The 20,530-nt window shown below is 63.1% G+C and carries 13 protein-coding genes and 1 tRNA gene; 7 read left to right on the top strand and 7 right to left on the bottom strand.

All coding sequences use genetic code 11. The features are described from left to right. The first annotated feature begins 519 nt into the window (after positions 1-519). Genes AC1D2F_RS13960 through AC1D2F_RS13945 form a run of 4 tightly spaced genes read left to right on the top strand, consistent with a single transcriptional unit; the run spans position 520 to position 8,150 of the window. On the top strand, positions 520-2,925 hold the full coding sequence (locus AC1D2F_RS13960; protein WP_476966962.1) for a type I restriction-modification system subunit M: 2,406 nt from the start codon (positions 520-522) through the stop codon (positions 2,923-2,925). After that, positions 2,918-4,120, top strand: a complete 1,203-nt coding sequence (locus AC1D2F_RS13955) for a restriction endonuclease subunit S (RefSeq protein ID WP_476966961.1) — start codon at positions 2,918-2,920, stop codon at positions 4,118-4,120. Before AC1D2F_RS13960 ends, AC1D2F_RS13955 begins: the two co-directional genes overlap by 8 nt. Next, positions 4,117-7,407: a type I restriction endonuclease subunit R gene (locus AC1D2F_RS13950; protein ID WP_476966960.1), complete on the top strand. Its 3,291-nt coding sequence runs from the start codon at positions 4,117-4,119 to the stop codon at positions 7,405-7,407. Before AC1D2F_RS13955 ends, AC1D2F_RS13950 begins: the two co-directional genes overlap by 4 nt. Then, positions 7,404-8,150 carry a M48 family metallopeptidase gene (locus tag AC1D2F_RS13945; RefSeq protein WP_476966959.1) on the top strand — a complete coding sequence of 249 codons (747 nt, stop codon included), beginning with the start codon at positions 7,404-7,406 and terminating at the stop codon, positions 8,148-8,150. Before AC1D2F_RS13950 ends, AC1D2F_RS13945 begins: the two co-directional genes overlap by 4 nt. 456 nt (positions 8,151-8,606) lie before the next feature. Here AC1D2F_RS13945 and AC1D2F_RS13940 read toward each other — a convergent pair whose 3' ends face one another. The 5 genes from AC1D2F_RS13940 to tmk all read right to left on the bottom strand — a co-directional run bounded on the left by AC1D2F_RS13940 (position 8,607) and on the right by tmk (position 16,075). Then, on the bottom strand, positions 8,607-12,158 hold the full coding sequence (locus tag AC1D2F_RS13940; RefSeq protein ID WP_476966958.1) for an SIR2 family protein: 3,552 nt from the start codon (positions 12,156-12,158) through the stop codon (positions 8,607-8,609). A 267-nt stretch (positions 12,159-12,425) separates the two neighbouring features. Next, a tRNA-Thr gene (locus tag AC1D2F_RS13935) sits at positions 12,426-12,498 on the bottom strand. 114 nt (positions 12,499-12,612) lie between these two features. Further along, on the bottom strand, positions 12,613-14,196 hold the full coding sequence (locus AC1D2F_RS13930) for an alpha/beta hydrolase (protein ID WP_364748175.1): 1,584 nt from the start codon (positions 14,194-14,196) through the stop codon (positions 12,613-12,615). Positions 14,197-14,255: 59 nt separating this feature from the next. Then, positions 14,256-15,398, bottom strand: a complete 1,143-nt coding sequence (locus tag AC1D2F_RS13925; protein WP_476966957.1) for a DNA polymerase III subunit delta' — start codon at positions 15,396-15,398, stop codon at positions 14,256-14,258. Further along, a complete protein-coding gene (gene tmk / locus AC1D2F_RS13920) occupies positions 15,395-16,075 on the bottom strand; it encodes a dTMP kinase (protein WP_364748172.1) in 681 nt (226 codons plus the stop codon). The genes AC1D2F_RS13925 and tmk overlap by 4 nt, the downstream gene beginning before the upstream one ends. Before the next feature lie 87 nt (positions 16,076-16,162). Between tmk and AC1D2F_RS13915 the strand changes: the two genes are divergently transcribed. Continuing rightward, positions 16,163-17,359 carry a trans-sulfuration enzyme family protein gene (locus tag AC1D2F_RS13915; RefSeq protein ID WP_476966956.1) on the top strand — a complete coding sequence of 399 codons (1,197 nt, stop codon included), beginning with the start codon at positions 16,163-16,165 and terminating at the stop codon, positions 17,357-17,359. Positions 17,360-17,368: 9 nt separating this feature from the next. Further along, positions 17,369-17,728, top strand: coding sequence for a DUF2516 family protein (locus tag AC1D2F_RS13910; RefSeq protein ID WP_229992759.1), 360 nt, complete (start codon positions 17,369-17,371; stop codon positions 17,726-17,728). A 104-nt stretch (positions 17,729-17,832) separates the two neighbouring features. On the opposite strand, the gene AC1D2F_RS13905 is transcribed toward AC1D2F_RS13910, so the two are convergent. Next, positions 17,833-18,681 (bottom strand): class I SAM-dependent methyltransferase, encoded by an 849-nt coding sequence (locus tag AC1D2F_RS13905; protein ID WP_229992760.1) that lies wholly within the window; start codon positions 18,679-18,681, stop codon positions 17,833-17,835. Between the two features lie 166 nt (positions 18,682-18,847). Here AC1D2F_RS13905 and AC1D2F_RS13900 point away from each other — a divergent pair, with 166 nt between their 5' ends. Further along, on the top strand, positions 18,848-19,594 hold the full coding sequence (locus AC1D2F_RS13900; RefSeq protein ID WP_229992761.1) for a phosphoglyceromutase: 747 nt from the start codon (positions 18,848-18,850) through the stop codon (positions 19,592-19,594). A gap of 133 nt (positions 19,595-19,727) precedes the next feature. Here AC1D2F_RS13900 and phoU read toward each other — a convergent pair whose 3' ends face one another. Beyond that, on the bottom strand, positions 19,728-20,390 hold the full coding sequence (gene phoU / locus AC1D2F_RS13895) for a phosphate signaling complex protein PhoU (RefSeq protein WP_229992762.1): 663 nt from the start codon (positions 20,388-20,390) through the stop codon (positions 19,728-19,730). Between the last annotated feature and the right edge of the window lie 140 nt (positions 20,391-20,530).

The following is a 20,530-nucleotide window of genomic DNA, read 5'->3' as shown; positions in this document are numbered from 1 at the left end:
CGGCACGGTCAGCGGAGATCACTGGTTAACGCCAGGCCTTGCCTCAGTGCAGCAGGTAACGGCTGTCTCTCAAGAGCGCGTGCTCCGGGGGAGTCATTGCGAGCCCCTGGAGATTGCCCGCAGCCCCGGCGCGTGTTTGATGCGAACAGGTGGAGCAGGAGGCCTGGTATGTTCGACCCACGGCTAGGTGCTGAACAAGTGCATGAGCGCAGGTGACATCTGACTCAAAGTGTCCAAATGGGGATGAATGAGAGGTCGACGACCGGCTTGGATCACGCGACTGTATCGGCCACGCTCCGACAGGCCGGGCCGAAGGATCCACTCCACACGATGTTGCGCGGCAGTGAGGTTTTCCGATTCCGTCGATGCCGCATGACATCCTGAACACAGGCGGATCGTTGCGCATAGCGGTCCAGTCAATCGAACGAGTGTTGGGATTACGTTGTACTGCGAAACATATATGGGACTTGGCTATCAGCCATCTGCAACTTACGACAGCTCCGAAGGAGGTTTTTCCTGGTGGCGCGCCTGACACTGCCGCAGCTTGAGCGGCACCTGTTCGCCGCAGCTGACGTTCTCCGCGGCTCCATGGAGGCCTCGGCGTACAAGGAATACATCTTCGGCATGCTGTTCCTGAAATATGCCTCCGACGAGTTCGAGGCGGCCCAGTCGCAGGTCATCGAGGAGCAGATAGCCAAGGGTCGGACGAAGGAAGAAGCCGAAGCACGCGCTGAAGCCCCGGCGTTCTACCGGGGTACGTTCTACGTTCCGGATGAAGCCCGCTGGCCGCACATTCACGGTCACCTCCACCAAAACATCGGTGACGGCCTCAACGCCGCGCTACAAGCACTTGAGAACCAGAACCGCTCGCTCGAAGGCGTGCTCCAGCACATCGACTTCAACCGCAAAGTCGGTCAATCGAGCATGTCGAACAAGAAGCTGCGCGAACTGATCGTGCACTTCAACAAGGTGCCTCTGCGAAAGGCCGACTTTGAGTTCCCGGATCTGCTCGGCGCCGCTTATGAGTACCTGATCCGCGATTTCGCTGACTCAGCAGGCAAAAAGGGCGGCGAGTTCTATACGCCGCGTGACGTCGTCCGCCTGATGATATTAATCGCCGACCCGAAGCCCGGCATGAGCGTCTACGACCCATGCCACGGCTCCGGCGGCATGCTCATCCTGTCCAAGGACTACGTCGAGGAGAACGACGGCGATCCCCGTGACCTTGCCCTTGCAGGCCAGGAGAAGGACGGCAGCGTCTGGGCGATCGCCAAGATGAACATGCTGCTGCATGGCATCCCGGATGCGGACCTGCGCAACAATGACGACGGCACGCTCGAGGACCCCGCCCACGCCTCCGGCGGTGAACTGCAGCGCTTCGATCGGGTGATCACCAATCCGCCGTTCTCACTGAACTACAGCAAGGACGGCATCCAGTTCCCCGAGCGTTTTGGCTACGGATTCACTCCAGAGAAGGGCAAGAAGGCTGACTTGATGTTCGTCCAGCACATGCTGGCCGTCACCCGCCAGAACGGCCTTGTCACCACCATTATGCCGCACGGTGTGCTCTTCCGGGGCGGTGACGAAGGCAGGATCCGGACCGGCCTGCTCAATGACGACATCGTCGAGGCTGTTATCGGGCTGGGCCCACAGCTGTTCTACGGCACCGGCATCCCGGCCTGCATTCTCGTGCTGCGGCCGAAGGGATCCAAACCGACTGAGCGCATGAACAAGGTGCTAATCATCAATGCCGACCGCGAGTATCGCGAAGGTCGAGCCCAGAACTACCTCGAGCCCGAGCACATCGAGAAGATCGTTTCGGCATACCGGGAATTCAAGGACATCCAGAACTTCAGCCGCGTCGTCAGCCGCAACGAGCTCAAAGATAATGACGACAGCCTCAACATCCGGCGCTACGTCGACACCGCGCCGCCGCCGGAGCCACAGGACGTCCGTGCTCACCTTCACGGTGGCGTTCCCAAGGCTGAGGTTGAGGCCAAGGGCGATCTGTTCAGCTCCCACGGATTCGACGTCGCCAAGGTATTTGTTGAACGAAACGCCGACTACTACGATTTCGATCCGAAGTTGGCGACCATGCGCCAGCTGAAGGATCTTGTCGAATCCGACTCAGGGTTGCGCGCCGCCGAGACGGTTATCACGGACACAATCGACAAGTGGTGGGCCGCCGAGCAGTCGCGTCTCGACAGCTTGAAGTCGACTGCGCAGCTCGTGCCCCTGCGTCAGGAGTGGCTCGCGACGTTCGCCGAGTCGTTGGCATCGACCACAATGCTCGACCGTTTCCAGGTCGACGGCATTATCGCTTCATGGTGGGGTAAGTCCTTGGCTGATTTCAAGACTCTAGCGACGCTCGGTTACAAGGGCTTGATCGAAGCGTGGGTCTCGACGGTGCTTGACGCCCTCGCGGAGGAGAAGGCAAAGATCGATCCCCTCGACCATAAGGTCGCCAAGGCCCTCCTGCATGACTACCTAGACGGACTGGCCGAGATTGAGGCCAAGGTTGCGGAGCTGGACTCAACGATCAAGGCGACGACTGTCGGCGACGGCGAAGAAGGCGAACCGGCGGACGAAGACGCGCTATCCGATGCTGAAGTCAAGGATCTCAAGAGACAGCTCACGGCCGCGAAGCGAAAGCTCAAGGCCGAGCGAGCTGTGTTTGGAAAGATGCTGGCCGCCGCATCCGCCTCGCTTGACGATGCTGGAGCACGCGAGCTCGCGTGTCGAACATTCAACGCGGAGCTCCAACGGGAGTCGGCCGTGAGAGTAGCCAGGCAACGTCGCGCCCTATTAGAAGCACTCACTTCATGGTGGGACAAGTACAGCGTGACATTGGCCTCGCTCGAAGCCGAGCGACAGTCGGCTGCCAGCCGCGTGGAGGCCTTCCTAAAGGAGCTCGGTTATGAGTAGCCGGGTTTTGACGGCGCCGTTGTCAGACTTCGTCACTCGTGTAGTGGGAGGAGGGACGCCCCCTCGGTCCGTGGAAGCAAATTGGGAGGGCACGATTCCGTGGGTTTCGGTCAAGGACATTGTCGAAGGCCAGACTGAGCTATCTGCCACTCAGGAACACATCTCGGAAGGTGGCCTGTACGGGTCAGCGGCGGCCTTGATCCCTGCGGGTACGCCAATCGTGTGTACACGCATGGCGGTCGGACGATCGGCTATCCCGACCGTCGACGTCGCGATCAACCAGGATCTGAAGGCCCTCTTTCCTGCCCACGATGTTGACGGTAGATATCTGTTGCACTCACTAACCCACCTGCGTCCCCGACTTGACGCGATAGCAACGGGCTCGACCGTCCGTGGGATCTCAGTTCGCGAGCTGCTGGCGTTCGAGCTCCCTAAGCCCGATCTTGGGTCACAGCGACGAATCGTTGAAGGTCTCGATGCCATCGACCAGCAGATTGCACTCACCAAGCGTGTGATCGCCAAGCTCGACGGTTTACGTCGAGGGCAAATCGCTGACATGTTGTCGACAAACGATGCCGACTCGACTGTTCCGCTTGGGAAGATCGCGAAAGTTGCGTCCGGGGTCACTCTAGGTTCCGAGCCAAGTGGTCCGGGCACGGTCCGGCGACCATATCTACGAGTCGCRAACGTGCAGGATGGCCATCTTGATCTCGCCGAGATCAAGTTCGTCCGAGTTCGGTTGTCGGATCTCGAGAGGTTCGAGCTCTCTCCAGGCGATGTGCTCATGAACGAGGGCGGCGATGCTGACAAGCTGGGGCGAGGGACGGTTTGGAGGGGCGAGATAGCTGGGTGCCTCCATCAGAACCATGTCTTCCGCGTGCGTTGCTCACTTTCGGTGCTCGATCCTGATTACCTATCGATCGTCACCGGCTCGGAAATCGGAAAGCGCTATTTCATGGCGGCTTCTAAGCAGACAACAAACCTTGCCTCGATCAACTCGACGCAGATCAAGGCGTTCCCCGTTCCACTGCGTCCGCTTGCACGTCAGCAACAGATCGTTGACGCGTTGCGTGCAACCGAAACGCTTGCCTCGAAGGAGCGAGCCGCAGCCATCAAGCTGAAGATGCTTCGATCGGCGCTCTCGGATGATCTGCTGTCTGGCCGAGTCCGTGTGATGGGAGGTGACGCGGCATGAACAACGGCGCTGAGTACACTCAGGTCGAGAGGCCTCTTCTCGATCAACTTGTCGGGCTCAACTACACAACATTCGTTGGCGATAAGTACGATCCCTCGGTCACCGATCGCAGCAACTTCCGTGAGGTGATCCTGCAAGGTAGGCTCCGCATGGCGCTCCACGACCTGAACCCTGGACCCGACGGCAGCCCGTGGCTCGACACTGCCCGTATCTCGGAGGCAGTTTCGGCTCTCACTCGTCCTGGAGTAGGAAAGCTGCTTGAGATCAATGCGCGTATGACGAACCTGCTGCATGAGGGCATACCGGTCTCCGGTCTGCCCGGCTGGGACCAGGGCCGCAACCAGCGGATCCACTTCATCGACTGGGATAACCCAGAAAACAACGACTTTGTCGCGATCAGCCAGTTCCGGGTTGATGAGCCGGGCGGCCAGTCGAAGAAGTTCATCCTGCCAGATGTCGTTCTGTTCGTGAACGGTATCCCGCTGGTCGTCATTGAGTGCAAGAGCCCGTACATCGTTGATCCGATGGGCGAGGGCATAAACCAGCTCCGTCGCTACACGAACCAGCGCGATCTCGGGATGCCGGAAGGCAACGAGAGCTTGTTCTGGACGAATCAGTTCATGGTCTCGACATACGGCGACAAGGCTCGCGTCGGAACTTTCACGTCGATGCCTGAGCACTTCCTGGAGTGGAAACATCCGGCGCCACTTACCAAGGACGAGCTCGCCCTGCAGCTAGGAAAACCAGCCAATCAGTTGACCGGCCAGGAGTTGATGGCCGCAGGGATGCTGACGAAGACCAACCTGCTCGACATCGCGCGCCATTACACCCTATTCACTGAGTCTGGTGGCAAGCGCTTCAAGATCGTCGCCCGCTACCAGCAGTACCGGGCGGTGGGACGCGCGCTGCAGCGGCTGCGGACCGGCAAGACCCGGCTGCAGGACGGCGAGCACGACCGCCGCGGTGGCCTCATATGGCACACGCAGGGGTCGGGCAAGAGCCTGACAATGGTCTTCCTTGTGCGAGCCATGCGTTCGGACCCGGTCTTGCGCGTGTTCAAGGTTGTCGTAGTGACAGACCGAACTGACCTGGAAAGGCAGCTGTCCGAGACCGCCAAGCTGTCCGGTGAGGTTGTCGAACGCGCCCGCAAGTCTTCCAAGCTCAAGGCGCTGCTCACCGAGCACGGACCAGCGCTCGTCTTCGCCATGATCCAGAAGTACCGGGCCAACGACGTCGCCGTCGCGGGTGAGGGCGGGCTGGCCGACGACGACGCACCTGAAGCTTTCGGTGAGCTCAACGCCGATGAGTCGATCGTCATTCTGGTCGACGAAGCCCATCGCTCGCAGACTTCGACCTTGCACGCCAACCTCATGGCCGCACTGCCGAATGCCGCAAAGGTGGGTTTTACCGGCACGCCGATCATGAAGGAAGGTAAGAAGAAGACCGAGTCGATCTTCGGCACCGGAATCGACAGCTACACCATCCGGGAGGCCGAAGCCGACGGCGCCGTCGTGCCAATCTTCTACGAGGGCCGCACGGCAAAGGGTGCCGTGAAGGGCGGAAGCGACCTCGACGAACTGTTCGAGGACATGTTCGACGAGCGGACTTCTGAGGACCTTGAAAAGCTCAAGGCGCGCTTCGCGACCACCGGCGCCGTGCTCGAAGCGCCGCTTCTTATTGCCGACAAGGCTCGTTCGATGATGTGGCACTACATCTCGACTGTCATGCCGGGTGGCTTCAAGGCCCAGGTCAGCGCGACCAGTCGGCTCGCCGCAGTGCGCTACCGTGAAGCCCTGATGGCCGCCCGCGATGAGATCGTCGATCAGATCGAAGCCCTGTCGCCGGATCTTATTGTGCAGGTCGTGGAGGGCAACGTCGACATCGACTCGCTTGAACGCAAGACCAAGATCCTGCTGCGCGCCCGCCTGCACCTCGAGCTGATCAAGGTGCTCGAGTTCGTGCCGGTAATCTCCGGCGACCACAATGACGACCCCACCTGGGCCGAATGGACTGACAAGCCTAAGCAGGAGACGGCCATCGCCAACTTCAAGAAGGCGCTGGGACCCTTGAGCGACAAGAACAGTCCGGTTGCCTTCTTGATCGTTCGCACGATGCTCTTGACCGGATTCGACGCCCCGATCGAACAGGTGCTCTACCTCGATCGCTTCATTCAGGACGCGGAACTGCTGCAGGCCATCGCCCGCGTTAACCGAACTGCGACAGGAAAGAACGCAGGTCTCCTTGTCGACTACTACGGTGTGGGCGCCCACCTGCAGAAGGCCCTCGCCGCCTATGCGCCTGAGGACGTGGCGGATGTGACCAGCGCGCTTACCTCGATCGTCGACGAATTGCCGAAATTACGGGACCGCCATGCTCGCGCCGTGGCTGTCTTCGCTCCGGCCGGCATCGAGACGTTTGACTTGGCGGAGGACATCGAGGCAGGCGTCGGCGTCCTGGCGGACGAGTCGCTGCGGGCGAAGTTCAGCGTGCTGCTCAAATCGTTCCTAACCACGCTCGACACGGTCTTGCCGCGCCCCGAAGCGTTGCCGTACGTGCGCGATGCCAAGCAGCTCGGCCTCATCCAGAAGATCGCCCGCCGTCGCTACCGCGATGACGGTGGCGACTTCGACGCCTCTCTATACGGCTCCAAGGTGCGCGAGCTCATTGACGAGCACGTCACCGCCCTCGACATCGCAACCAGGATTCCACCGGTGTCGATCACCGCACCGGACTTCATCGCTAAGGTGAAGGGACTGAGCTCCGACAAGGCCAAGGCATCGGAAATGGAGCACGCGCTCCGCTTCCACATCCGAAAGAACTTCGACGAGGACCCCGCCCGCTACACCAAGCTGTCCGAACGGCTCGATGAGATCCTGAAGGATCTCACGGGCAAATGGGACCAGCTCGTACTGGTTCTCGAGGACCTTACCAACGACACGAAAGGCGGAGACGCGAATCCAGCCCATGATGATCCGCTCGTGGCACGCTTCGTCGGCGTGCTGGAAGCCGAGTTCGTGACCGACGCGGATTTCCACGACGGTGGTCGACTGAACCTCCTCGATCTCGCTGAGGCGGTCGCTACTGTCGTCGTCCATCGGGCTCTGATCGTCCGCTTCTGGCAAAACCTGCACGCGCAGGACGACCTGCGAGCCGAGCTGATCAACTTGCTCGACGACCGGGACATGTTGCCCTTCGAAAAGCTGCCATCGGTCGCTGACAAGCTCGTTGAACTCGCGAAGGCAAATCAGCCGCTGATTTCCCAACGCCGGCCAGGAGTAGATGCATGACGGGTGTGCTCGTGCTGGATGGCATGACTGTCCCTGTCGAGCGGGCGGGTGGCAGCCGCCGCGCCCAGTTGACGATCGAGCGCGACGGCAGCCTGCGACTGCGGGCGGCTGATGACGTCGACAACGACGAGCTGCTGTCCTTCCTCCGCTCAAAGCGTAAGTGGATCTACACCAAACTCGCAGAGAAGGAGCGGCTACACTCCGAGCCGATAGCCAAGAAGCTAGTCGACGGGGAGGGCTTCCTCTACCTCGGACGTAGTCACCAGCTCCGTGTCATAGACAACGGGGCCGAGCACGTGCAGCTCGAACGTGGCCGGCTCGTCCTGCCGAAGGAGCAGCTCGATCATGGCCACGAGCTCATCATCGACTGGTACCGCAGCCGCGGCCTGAGGTGGCTTCTTCCGAATGCGTCGAACTGGGCGCTGCGGTTGCGTGTCCAGCCCGAGCGCATTGAGGTCGCCGACCTCGGTCACAAGTGGGGCTCTGCGACGCCAGACGGGCGCGTCCGAATCCACTGGGCGACACTGCAGTTGCGGCCAAACTTGGTCGACTACGTCCTCGCCCACGAGCTGGCACATCTGCAAGAACCGCATCATGGACCTGCGTTTTGGGCGCTACTTGGCCGGGTCATGCCGGATTATGAAGATCGGCGCGCGCGACTCGCGCGAGATGGTTCAAAGCTGTGGTTCGGTACCGTAGCTGCAATCGGCTCAAGCCAGGAGAGATCATCCAGCCATGAATAATCGTGTCACTGGAACCGCATGTGGTGCCCGTCCCGATATGCGTCGAGAATCGCGCCGATGAACAGCACGTTCATCGGCGAGACTTCATAGGCCCTCGCATCTCGCCGTTATGGCGAACTAGGGAATTAAAGACGTTCGCCTCTATCTGGAGACGCTGAGTGGCCCCCTCGGGAACCCGCATCACCGATACGCGAAGTGAGAAGCGGCAGGAAGTCCTAGCCCAGGAATCCAAGGCTGCTGTTTCGTGCACGAGCCGTGGTGGCACGGCCGGCACCTGACGGTGGGTGACGTCGTGGGATATCCGCATCCACGCCTCCGCGTCGACAGTGCCGATAGACGAACGGTCCCGGTTCATGAAGCCTGGGGGCCGGGGCAAGGTACTGGCCCAGGCGCGGCGGGTGGCTTCGCCAAGGCTCGCGTGCACTCTGCTCGACCCACTCCCGAGCATCCGCAGGCCTAGCTCACCCAGTTTGCTGCCCTGTGGATGCCGATTTTCATCGCGCTCTCTGCCATTGTCCGAATCAACGCGGCGTCCACTGAGTTTTCGATGAGCCTAAGTGCAAGGGAGTTGAGCTCGTGGTCGATGTGGCCGTCAGCTTGCGGCGTTACGTGAATTCGGTGTGTCACAACTTCTGCGAGCAGGTTGGAGTCGGCGCGGAGAACCGCCTCTGGAATTTCACTGAAGGTCGTCCCGGGACCCAGCGGACCAGGTGCGGTGTCACACAGCACGAGGGCCTCGACCATCGGCGTGCCAATCCGAAGGGCCATATCTCCCCATGCAGACTTTTCTGCGAGCGTTTGGACCCCGGGTGGGGATTGAGAGCGTTTGTGGATCGTATCGCGAATCCAAGAGTTCCAGGCCTGATTGGCTTCGAGATCTTCAGCGTCCGCCAGTATGTCCGCCAAGGCGCCAATGAAGCTCACGATTTGAGCACCTGATTGTTCTGCTGCGAGTCGGTCGATGAGCTGGTCCCGATGGACGGCGGTGGCGCTTGAGTGAATGCAGATGGAAGCGAGCATTTGCCAGTACTGCCGATCGATATAGTCGTCGGGGAAATCAGAAGTATGCGCGCTGATGCTCTGTAGAAGCTGCCAGAAGCCGGCGTCGAGAAAGGCGTCGTTGGCCCGGGGATTGTGCAGGTAGCTTGTCCAAGCGTGTGGTGCACGGGTGTCCAGCTCCATGGCGAATATCGGGAAGAGGTTCGCGGCTGTGTATGCCTCATCTGCGGCGAAGAGGAAGTAGACCTCCTTAGCGAGTATGGCCAACGCCGGGTTTCCAGCTGCTGTTTTTGCTGTGAGCATTGTCGAGATCGTGGTCTTCTCTGGGGTGGAGAACCCCTGCCAGTCATCGCGCTCAGCACGCCAGCGCAGTCGGATTTTGTTGATCCAGTATTGGGCAAGAAAGCCGGGCCAGGTGTTGAGGCCCACCATCAACCAGTCATCGGTCCGGCTGTCATCGAACGTGGCTGCATGGGCGTTCCAGAGCAGAGAAGCGAGGGTGTCTAGTTCCTCTAGGAGCTGTGGCTCCCGTGTCTCGGCTTTCTCCACTGCTGACAGACAGAGCTCGCTGATCGGTTGGGCGAACTCCACTCGGTCGACCAGGTCTTTGACGCTTTGCAGTGCGTCGTGCATCGTTCGATCAGGCAGAGTTGTATCGCTCCATCCGCTTATGGTGGCGAAGATGAGGTCGTCTCTACGTTCTGCCTTCTGTAGCTCGGCGGCGGGAAGTAGGAGGTGACCGATGTCTGGGCGCTTCGCGACGACCTGACGGACAAGGGAGCACGCATCATCCCATGTCGGCTCGTCGAATCTCCGCTCGCTGTAATCGCGGCTAACGAGCTGTCGGAGGCCCTCGTCCGGTCCATCGCTGTCGATGAGTTCGCTGAACTCGTCGACGTCGAAGGGGAGCTCTCCGTCCCATGTGCCAGATTCCATCCAGCGGCCAAAGTCCGGGTGCTCCCGGACGCGAATCCCAGGGCGGTTAGTGCGGATCTCGGCGATTGCAACGTCCAGTTGCTGCCAGCCTTGTACATAACGGCTTAGCCATTCTGCAACGTCAAGAATGCTCTGCTGGCGGAGTATTGCCTCGGTTTCATGGTCTACGTCGATGGGCGGCGGTCCTTCAAGGATCTGAGCGAGCAGGCGCTCTCTGTCCTCTCCATTGAGTCCGGCCGCGATTCTGGCAAGGAGTCGGTACACCTCATGTTTGACTGCCCTATCGAAGAGATGCTGGCCGTCGAGCAGCGTCTTCAGCTTCTCCTGATCGCTGGTGCTCATGTCTTCCGTCAGCAGATGAATACCAAGACGCCGGAACAGGGCATGAGGGTCCAATAGCCAGCGCCCCACTATCGATTTGTCCTCAGCGGTCAAGAGCACACCTACGTCACGGAGGCCGTCGATGAGTGTGTTCTCGAAGTATGGCGCCCGGTCTTGGCTGTGGGGTTCTATCGCGGATCTGCTGAAGCTCCAGCGGTCCCAGGCCGTGTGACCGTTGAACGTCTCGAGCATCTCGTAGGCGTCCCGCAGCGACTGTTCGAATATCTGGAGAACGGAAACGGCAACTGTGGAGAGCTCGTCTCGGACCGAATCCCAAAGTTTCTTCACGTCCGACTTACGGCCTGACCACGCGATTTCGCCTTTCACCCGTGTCGGCTCTTCGGACAATTCCGTCGCGAACCATAGCCTGTCTTCGCTCAGGACAAGGCGTGGTCGCGTGGCCCGCCTCAGAATGGGGACGGCGGAGGCCCCGGTAATGGTCGATCCGTAGGGGGATAACCAGATTTCCTCAGGGTTCGCGGTGTGGGTGACCAAAGCACCGGAAACCACTGTTGACCATTTCCGGGCGAGTTCCGGTGAGGATTTACCGAGGAAGTATACGGAGCGGGCCATCTCGCGCATCACCTCGTTACAAACAATAGGACCAAGACGGGCGAGCGTTCCGAGAGCCAGATCTGCTGAATCCTGATCTTTCACGTACCTATCAACAAACCAAGAGACGAGCACTAGAGATTCATCGGACGAGCACGAACCACCAGCAAACAGGTTCGCGAAGACTGGCTGGTCCTCCGCCCACCGAAGCCACTCGGCGCCACGGGCCTCCTCAGCAAAAGCTCGAACTCCTGCAGGAGTTGTTACTGCGTATGCGATGTAGTCGGCCTCCACGGGCAGTTTAGGGGGAGTGCCGCGCACGATGTCCTTGACCTGGGCCCGGTGGTCTAGCTGCCCCATCTGGAGTCTGTCAGCCCAGGCTTCGAGAACCGCAGTCAGCGCCGCATGTTTGTTCTCTTCGGGGTAGCTCACCGGAGTAATTCGCAGGTCCTTCCATTTCGGGTCACCCGGAATTTCCGTCAACGCGAATCGGCTGGTCGTAGGTGGAAGACCTCGCGCGAGGTACTTCATGACTAAGTCATTGTGGCTGTAGCCGACAAAGAGCACGGTTCGGTTCATGAACAGGTCTTGTACAAACGTCCGTGCCCAGCCGTCTGTCAGATACGCCCGGCCGAAGTCATCGTCGGTCAGCACCATCTCGATCGCCGGTCTTGACACTCTTCCATGCAGGTAAACCACCCCAGTAAAGTCCCGGCCAAGCGGCACAGCGGGTCCGTGGTAGACGTCTCCGACATCGATGCCAGCGTCATCCGCGGCTGACGTCAGGTGCTCGTCGTAGTTGGTTGTGACAAGGCGGAAGGCTGCAGATGCGTTCGCCAACCGCACGATTGCTCGATGTGTGTCATTCGGCCGAGAAGTTGGTGCCGAAATGATTGCGCGGGCCTGTTCGCGGACGACCGGGGCGTTGTCGCAGAGTCGTCCGACGAATGCGTCGGGCGGGACGTCCTTTTCGAGGGCAACGCCCTGCAGTTGCGCAAGGCTCTTTGCCAGACCATCGAAAAGGGGTAGATCGGAGGGCGGGTTCAGCGACACCCCTGCGCCTACGAAGACCACAAGAGATCCGTCACTCGCGGCCCCGACTAGCTCGTCGGGGATGTCGACCTCTGCAGTGATCCTCATGGAACCATTTCACACTACCCATAGCCAAACCCCTGCAACCCGGTCGAAATCCACCGTCTTGCTCTCCATGTCGACTGTCGGGACGCTTCGCGTGACCGGGACGGGATCCTAGAAGGCGAACCACTCCGGTCGAGCAGGCCGTGGTGACGAAAAAAGTACGGAGATGCCGGTAACTGATCGAAAATGGTGGGAATGCACAGGTGCGCGGCACTGTCAAGCAAAACGACAGAACCCCCGGAAATCATTGATTTCCGGGGGTTCTTCCCGAGCTTCCTGCCAGAATCGAACTGGCGACCTTCTCATTACGAGTGAGACGCTCTACCAACTGAGCTAAGGAAGCAACCACATGAATGCCCGGCGAACCGGGCGGATCATGCAAGAGACAACTGTAATAGAGTCCCGGCGTCCGGGTCAAAATGAGCGGCAGAAGCCGCCTTGCGGCCCCATCGCGGTCCTAGCAGACAGTGTTGTCCGCCGGGGCTTTGCCGTCCACCAGGTAGTCGTCGACGGCGTTGCCGATGCAGCTGTTGGAGCGGCCGTAGGCCGTGTGGCCCTCGCCCTTCCATGTCAGCAGCGAGGCGTTGCCGAGCTGCTTGCGCAGGGCGCTGGCCCATTCCACGGGGGTAGCCGGATCGCCTGTGGTCCCAACAACAACAATCGGGGCCGAGCCCTTGTACTCAGCCGCGGCAGGGGTCCGGGCGTTCTTGTACGGCCAGTCCTTGCAGTTGCTTCCGCCGTAGGCGAAGTAGTAGCCCAACGTTGGCGACAGCTGGCGCAGCTTCTGGTCCTCGGCCCGCATGGAAGCGGTGTCGGACACCATCGGGTAGTCCAGGCAGTTGATGGCGTTGAAGGCGAAGGTGCTGTTCGACGTGTAGGTGCCGCTGGGGTCCCTGTCGGCGCCGAAGTCGGCCAGCTGGAGCATGCCCGTGCCGTCGCCGGCCAGGGCGGTTGCGAGCGCCCGGGTGAGGATCGGCCAGTTGTCATTGTTGTAGAGCGGGATGATGAGGCCGCTGACAAACGTCGAACCCGAGACCTTCCGGCCGTCCTTCGCCGGCAGCGGGTTCGCCTCCGCCGCGGTGATGGCGTTGTGGATCTGCTGGACGCCTTCCTCGGTGCTTCCCGTGAGCGGGCAACCGCTGCTCTGCTGGCATTTTGCGACGTAGGCGTGGAGGGCCTTCTCGAAGGCCACGGCCTGCCCGCTGGTCAGTTCCTCGTAGCTCAGGGACGGGTCAATGGCGCCGTCCAGGACCAACCGGCCAACGTTGTCCGGAAACAGCGATGCATAGGTGGAGCCCAGGAGGGTTCCGTAGGAGTAGCCGAGGTAGTTCAGCTTCGCGTCGTTGGCCACTCCGCGGAGGATGTCGAGGTCCTTCGCGGCGCTGATCGTATCGATGTGGGCCAGGACCGGGCCGGTCTTCTCCACGCACTTGGCCGCGATGGCCTTGTTGTCGGCGAGGGCCGCGTCCAGTCCGGCGTCGGTGTCCAGAGCGTAGATCTTGGCGCGGGACGCGTCGCGTTCCTTGTCTGTCAGGCACGTGACCGGGGCGGAGCGCTTCACGCCGCGGGGGTCGAAGCCCACGATGTCATAGGCGGAGCGGACCTTGTCCGAGATGTTGGTGTTGGCCGCGTCCCGGACGAAGTCGTAGCCCGAGCCGCCCGGGCCACCCGGATTGACCAGCAGGGTGCCCTTCTTGTCGCCATTCGTGGCTAGCTTGATGGCGGCAAGCTCAATGCGGTCGCCGTCGGGCTTGCTGTAGTCCAGCGGAACCTTGACCTTGGCGCACTGGAAGCTGCCCTCACACGGCTTCCAGTCGACCTGCTGGGAGTAGTAGCTGCGCAGGTCCTCGGGCGCCGCCGCCACAATTGATGGGTCCGCCTGCCCCGGTGTCCCCGATTTGGCGGCACTCGGCCCGCCGTCGCCCCCGCCGCCGAAAAGAGTGCACGAGGCCAGTGAGAGGGCCAGGGCCGCGGCACCGACGGCCCGCATGCCGATCGCCAGGGATCGGGATCTTGCGGACTGGGGTCGAGCAGGCTTCATGCGGTTCTCCTTGGAGGATAGGAACGGAGCGAAGATGTTCGTTGGAGCGGCCGGGACCGTCAAATAAGGCTGGACGCCATGGACTCGATCGTCAGCAGCGGAGCCACGTTGGTGGTGGTGATCCGCGTGCGGGCCTTGTTGACGGCGTCCATGCGGGCAAGGGTCACTTCGGCGGTGGAGCGGGAGGCGAAGTCTTCGAGTTCGCTTCTGAGTTCAACGTTGACGAGCTCCACGGCGTTCCCCATCTGGATGATCAGGACATCCCGGTAAAAGGACAGCAAATCCGTCAGGGTGCGGTCAAGGGAATCGGTGATGGAGCGCTTGGCCCGGCGCTTCTGGTCGTCCTCGAGCTGCTTGACCTGGCTCCGCATGGCCGGCGGCAACGTGCCGCTCTCGGGCGCCCCGAGGGTGGCCAGCAACGCGGTCTTCTCGGCGGCGTCGCGCTCGTCATTGGAGCTGTTGGCTTCCTCGGTGGCGATCTTGACCAGCTTTTCGGCCATCATGACCGCCGCGGTGACGCCGCGAAGGGACAGCGGAAACCGCACCGTCTCAAGGCGGCGCTCCCGGGCCTCCGGGTCCCGGGCCAGGCGGCGGGCGATCCCCACGTGGCTTTGCGCGGCGCGGGCCGCGCGCTCGGCAACCGCCGGGTCCACGCCGTCGCGCTTAACCAGCAGGGCCGCGACGGCGGCGGCCGGCGGAAGCCGCAGCGCCACTGGCCGGCAGCGGGAGCGGATCGTCACGAGGACATCGGCGGGGGAGGGCGCGCAGAGCATCCAGACGGTGCGGGGAGTGGGTTCCTCGATGGCCTTGAGCAGCACGTTGGTGGTCCGCTCGGCCATCCGGTCCGCATCCTCCACCACGATGATCCGCCACCGGGCCGACGAGGGCCGGTTCCCGGCGGTGGACACGAGCTCGCGTGCCTCATCGATGGTGATAGTGACCTTCTCCGTGCGCACGAACGCGACGTCGGAATGGGTCTCGCCGAGGATGGTCAGGCACGCCGGGCATTCGCCGCAGCCGCGCAGGCTGACGTCCTCCTGGTCACAGTTCAGGGCCGCAGCGAAGGCCTTCGCGGMGTTGGAACGGCCGGAGCCGGGCGGGCCGGTGAAAAGCCACGCGTGCGTTAGCCCCTCACCCTGGGCCGCCTGGCGCAGCTGGGCCACGACGGCGTCCTGGCCCTGAAGATCGTCCCAGACGGTCATGCCATGCTGCTTTGGGTGACAGCCAGCAAGGTTTCGACGCGCTCGAAGATCCGGGCCGCGAGTTCGGCGACGGGCAGACGGGCGGGCAGCACCAGATAGGCTTCGGGCCTTGCCGCTGCCAGGTCCAGAAAGGCCGCCCGGATCTTGGCGTGGAATTCGTCGGCCTCGGACTCGAGGCGGTCTTCGGGGGCTTCGCCGGCTGTGCGCCGTTGCCGGCCAACAGCGGGCTCGACGTCGAGAAGTACCGTCAGGTCCGGCTGCAGGTCCGATGTCGCCCAGGCATTGATGTCCCGGACCGCCTCCGTCCCGAGGCCGCGGCCGGCGCCCTGGTACGCGACCGAAGAGTCGATGTACCGGTCCGTGAGGACGATCTCGCCGCGTTCCAGGGCGGGCCGGATGACCTGGCTCGCGTGCGCGGCACGGGACGCCGCGAAAATAAGGGCCTCGGTATGGGCGTCGATGTGGCCGTGGCCGTGATCCAGCACGAGGGAACGCAGCTTCTCGCCGATCGCGGTGCCGCCCGGTTCCCGGGTCCGCAGCACTGTGAAGCCCCCTGATTCCAGCGTTTTGGCGAGTTCGGCCGCCTGCGTGGACTTGCCGGCGCCGTCTCCGCCCTCGAAGGCAATAAACAGTCCGGGCAACGGTCGGCGGGCCGCTCCGGGGCTCTGGGTAGTCACCGTTCAAGAGTACCGACAATCACCGACACTTCAGTGCCCGGCGTAACGCCTTGGGTACCCTGCGGGGCGCCCACGTACCCTGTCTCCATGAGTCTTTCTGAACAACAGGCCGCCGCGCTTTCGCCGGATTCCCTGGTTGTGGCGGCAGGGCGCCCGCCGCGCACCCGCGACGAACCCGTCAACCCGCCGCTTGTGCTGTCCTCGACCTACTTCGGCACCGGACCGCTGGGGGACGGCGATCGCGGCTACGGCCGGTATTCCAATCCCACGTGGGACCCCTTCGAAGAGGCGCTGGGCCAGTTGGAAGGTGCGGAGCTGCCGGGGCTGCTCTACGCCTCTGGGCTCGCCGCCGTGAGTTCGGCACTGTCCCTGGTGCCCGCCCAGGGCGTGCTCGTGATGCCCTCGCACAGCTACGCGGGCTCGGTCACCATGGCCACCGAACTGGCGGCCAAAGGCTTCCTCGAGTTGCGGACGGTGGACATCGCGGACACCGACGCCGTCGTGGCCGCAATTGCCCCGGCCGGCGGCCGCGCCGCCAGCATGCTGTGGCTGGAGAGTCCCACCAACCCCATGCTCGGCGTCGCGGACATGCGGGCCCTGACCGCCGCGGCGCATGAGGCCGGTGCGATCGTCGTCACGGACAACACCTTTTCCACGCCCTTGGTGCAGCAGCCCCTGAGCCTGGGCTCCGACGTCGTGCTGCATTCGGTGACCAAATACCTCTCCGGCCATTCCGACGTCGTGCTCGGTGCGCTGGTGACCTCCGACGCCGGTCTCCGCGCCGCGCTGCTGCACCACCGCACCATCCACGGCGGGATCGCCGGACCGTTCGAGGCGTGGCTGGCGCTGCGCGGGCTCCGCACCCTGGCGCTGCGGATCGAGCGTTCGCAGGCGTCGGCCCAGGTCCTGGCCGAACGGCTCCACGGTCATCCGCGGATTGCCGGCATCCGGTTCCCCGGACTGGCCTCGGACCCCGGCCACGTGCGGGCTAAGGAGCAGATGAAGGGGTTCGGGTCCATCCTGTGCATTGAGGTTGCCCCGGTAGCTGGGCGGGACGGTGGCATCAGCGGCGCCGAGGCCGCGGACCGGATGATCCGCGCCCTGCACCTCTGGCTCCCCGCCACGTCCCTGGGTGGGGTGGAATCCCTGATCGAACGCCGGCGCCGGCACACGGCCGAGCCGGAGAGCGTACCGGACAACCTGGTCCGGATGAGCGTGGGCATTGAGAATGTGGAAGACCTTTGGGCCGATTTGGAGCAGGCGTTGGGCACTCTGGACGGCTAGGCTGGGGGAGTGGACGGACGCATGCTGATTTACTTTGTCGAATCCGGGGTTTACCTGGTCCTTGCCGTGGTGGCCTTTGCCTTGGAGGCGTGGGCGTTTTTCGATTGCCTCCGGCACAAGGCCAACGCGTTCGAGGCCGTATCGAAGCGGACCAAGACCTTCTGGCTGGCCCTGACCGGCGGCGCGTTCGCCGTGGGCCTGTTCTCCCTGCTCTCGCAGTTGGGCAGCGGTGGCGGCGCCAGTTCGCTTGGCATTTTCGGCCTTGCGGCGGTGACGGCCGCGTCCGTGTACCTCGCCGATGTCCGCCCCGCGGTCAAGGACGCCGGCCGCGGCCGCGGCAGCAACATGGGCCCCTACGGGCCCTGGTGATCCCCACCAGCCCCCTCAGCTCGCAGGCTCGCTGAGGGAACCCTGCCGGCGTGGGCCCAGCACCAGCCCCCTCAGCTCGCAGGCTCGCTGAGATCCGGAACCGGCTAGCTTCCCGGGGCCACGGCTTCCCAGCTGACCGTTACTTCGCCCAGCCGCCAGCGGGACGGGCCGTCCTGGATGGGCCAGCCGGCGTCTAGCAGTGCACGGCACATTGCTGTGAAGCGCTGCCGGCTGCCGAACGACGCCAGCGGCGCCGCTTCCAGCCAGGCCTTGTCCATTGCCTGCAGGTAGGCGTGGATCTTCTCGCCGGGCACGTTGCGGTGGATCAGGGCCTTCGGCAGCCTTTCGGCGACGTCTGAGGGCAGCGCGAAAGCACCGAACCGCATGGACACGCTCAGGCTCAGCGGCCGCTCGACGTCGAGCGCCACCCAGGCCGCTCGGCGCCCGATTTCATCGCACGTGCCGTCGATGAACAGCCCGCCCGGAGCGAGACGGTCCTGCACCAGCTGCCAGATGCCGGCCACGTCGGCTTCCTCGTACTGCCGCAGCACGTTGAAGGCGCGGACCAACACGGGATTTCCGGTCACCGGCAGCTCGAAGCCGCCCAGCTGGAACATCAGGCCGGGCCGTTCAAGAGCTTGGGCCTGCCGGACACGCTCCGGTTCGATTTCGATCCCCACCATCTGCATGTCCGCGCGGACCCCCGCGAGGCGTTCGAAGAGTTCGACGGCGGTGGCCGGCGAGGCGCCGTAGCCGAGGTCGACGGCGAGGGGATGGGCCGCGGCGCGCAGCCGCCACGCCTGCGGCCCGGTCAGCCAGCGGTCCACCCGGCGCATCCGGTTGGGGTTCGTGGTGCCGCGGGTCACGTTGCCCACGGGCCTGCCGCCGCGCGCGCCGCTTCTCGTTCCGCCCTGGTTCCGGGGGGACAGCACCCGTTCAGCCTTCTGCACCACCGCCCAAGCCTATCCTCCAACGCGGGGTCACTTGTGGCCATGGTGAGCCGCGGGATGGGCGCGAGGTGACCGTGCATTGCGGTGAGGGCGTGGTGAAACCCGGCCGTCAACCGCGCGGCGTGTAACGCACGGCACCGCCGCCGACCGCTCGGCTAGGATGAAAACCATGACTTACAAGCTGATTCTGCTGCGCCACGGCCACAGCGACTGGAATGCCAAGAACCTCTTCACCGGCTGGGTGGACGTTGACCTCAACGACCAGGGCCGTGCCGAGGCCGTGCGCGGCGGCGAGCTGCTCGTGGAGAACAACATCCTCCCCGACATCCTCTACACCTCACGGTTGAAGCGGGCCATCAACACGGCGAACATGGCACTGGAAAAGGCCGACCGCGGCTGGATCGACGTCAAGCGTGACTGGCGGCTCAACGAGCGCCACTACGGCGCACTGCAGGGCAAAGACAAGGCCCAGACCCTCGCCGAATTCGGCGAGGAGCAGTTCATGCTGTGGCGCCGGTCCTACGACACCCCGCCGCCGCCCCTGGCCGACGATTCCGAGTTCTCCCAGGTGGGGGACCCGCGCTACGCGGACCTCGGCGACGCCGTCCCGCGCACCGAATGCCTCAAGGATGTCCTGATCCGGCTCATGCCGTACTGGGAATCGGACATCAAGGAAGACCTCAGGGCTGGGAAGACCGTCCTGGTCACTGCCCACGGCAACTCGCTCCGCGCCCTCGTCAAGCACCTTGACGGGATCAGCGACGAGGACATCGCCGCACTGAACATCCCCACCGGCATCCCGCTGGTCTACGAACTGGATGAGGACTTCAAGCCGCTGAACCCGGGCGGCACCTACCTCGACCCCGAGGCCGCCGCCGAGGCCATCAAGGCAGTTGCCAACCAAGGCAAGAAGTAGGCGGTTCCCGCCCCGAACGGCGCCAAGCGCAAAGGATACAAACAACGGCGTCCGGCCACCCCCAAGGTGACCGGACGCCGTCGTTGTGTCAGCGCAGTTGCCCCAGCGCGGTTGTGTCAGCGCGGGGCCGGCGTCAGATGTGTTCGATGCTGTTCGGCTGCCACGCGCCGGTGACGAGGTACGTGACCTTCTGGGCAACCGAGACGCCGTGGTCGGCGAAGCGCTCAAAGTAGCGGCTGGCCAGGGCAACGTCCACCGTCGTGGCCGGCGACTCCTGCCAGTCGCTGCGCGCGATCGCCTTGAAAACGCTCAGGTGAAGGTCGTTGACCTCGCTGTTGGCCTTCATGATTTCCCGGGCCACGCCGAGGTCGCGGGTTGCCAGCAGTTCCGTGAGCTTCTGGGCGATCAGCAGGTCCAGTTCCGCGAAGCTCTTGAAAGTCTCCCGCAGCTGATCCGGAACCACTGACTCCGGGTAGCGCAGACGCGCCAGCTGGGCCAGGTGGCGGGCGAGGTCGCCCATGCGCTCCAGCGAGGCGCTCATCCGGAGCGAACCAACCAGCATGCGCAGATCGCTCGCCACCGGACCCTGGAGGGCAAGGATGTCGATGGCGCGCTCGTCGAGGCTGTTCTGCAGGAAGTCGATGCGGGCATCGGCGGCAATCACGTCCTCGGCGAGGTCGATATCGGCGCCCTCGAAAGCTGTCGTGGCCTTGTCGATGGCCTCTGTGACCAACGCTGAGATCTCGACGAGCTGTTCCCTTACCTGGGCGAGCTCCTCCTGAAAAACCTTACGCACGTGTGCGTCCTTTCCTCGGAAATATTGCCTGCAGTCGAAGCGGCGGGCCTATTTCGGTTCACCTACCGGCGCTCCAACTGTCAACTCTTTCAGTATCCGGTGAACTGTTACGCCCCAATAGGTGAACGTTAGCTGAACCG

The sequence above is a fragment of the Arthrobacter sp. P1_B3 genome (genome assembly GCF_056406615.1).
Note: the sequence above shows the minus strand (reverse complement) of the source record. Positions and strands in the feature narration are given on the sequence as shown.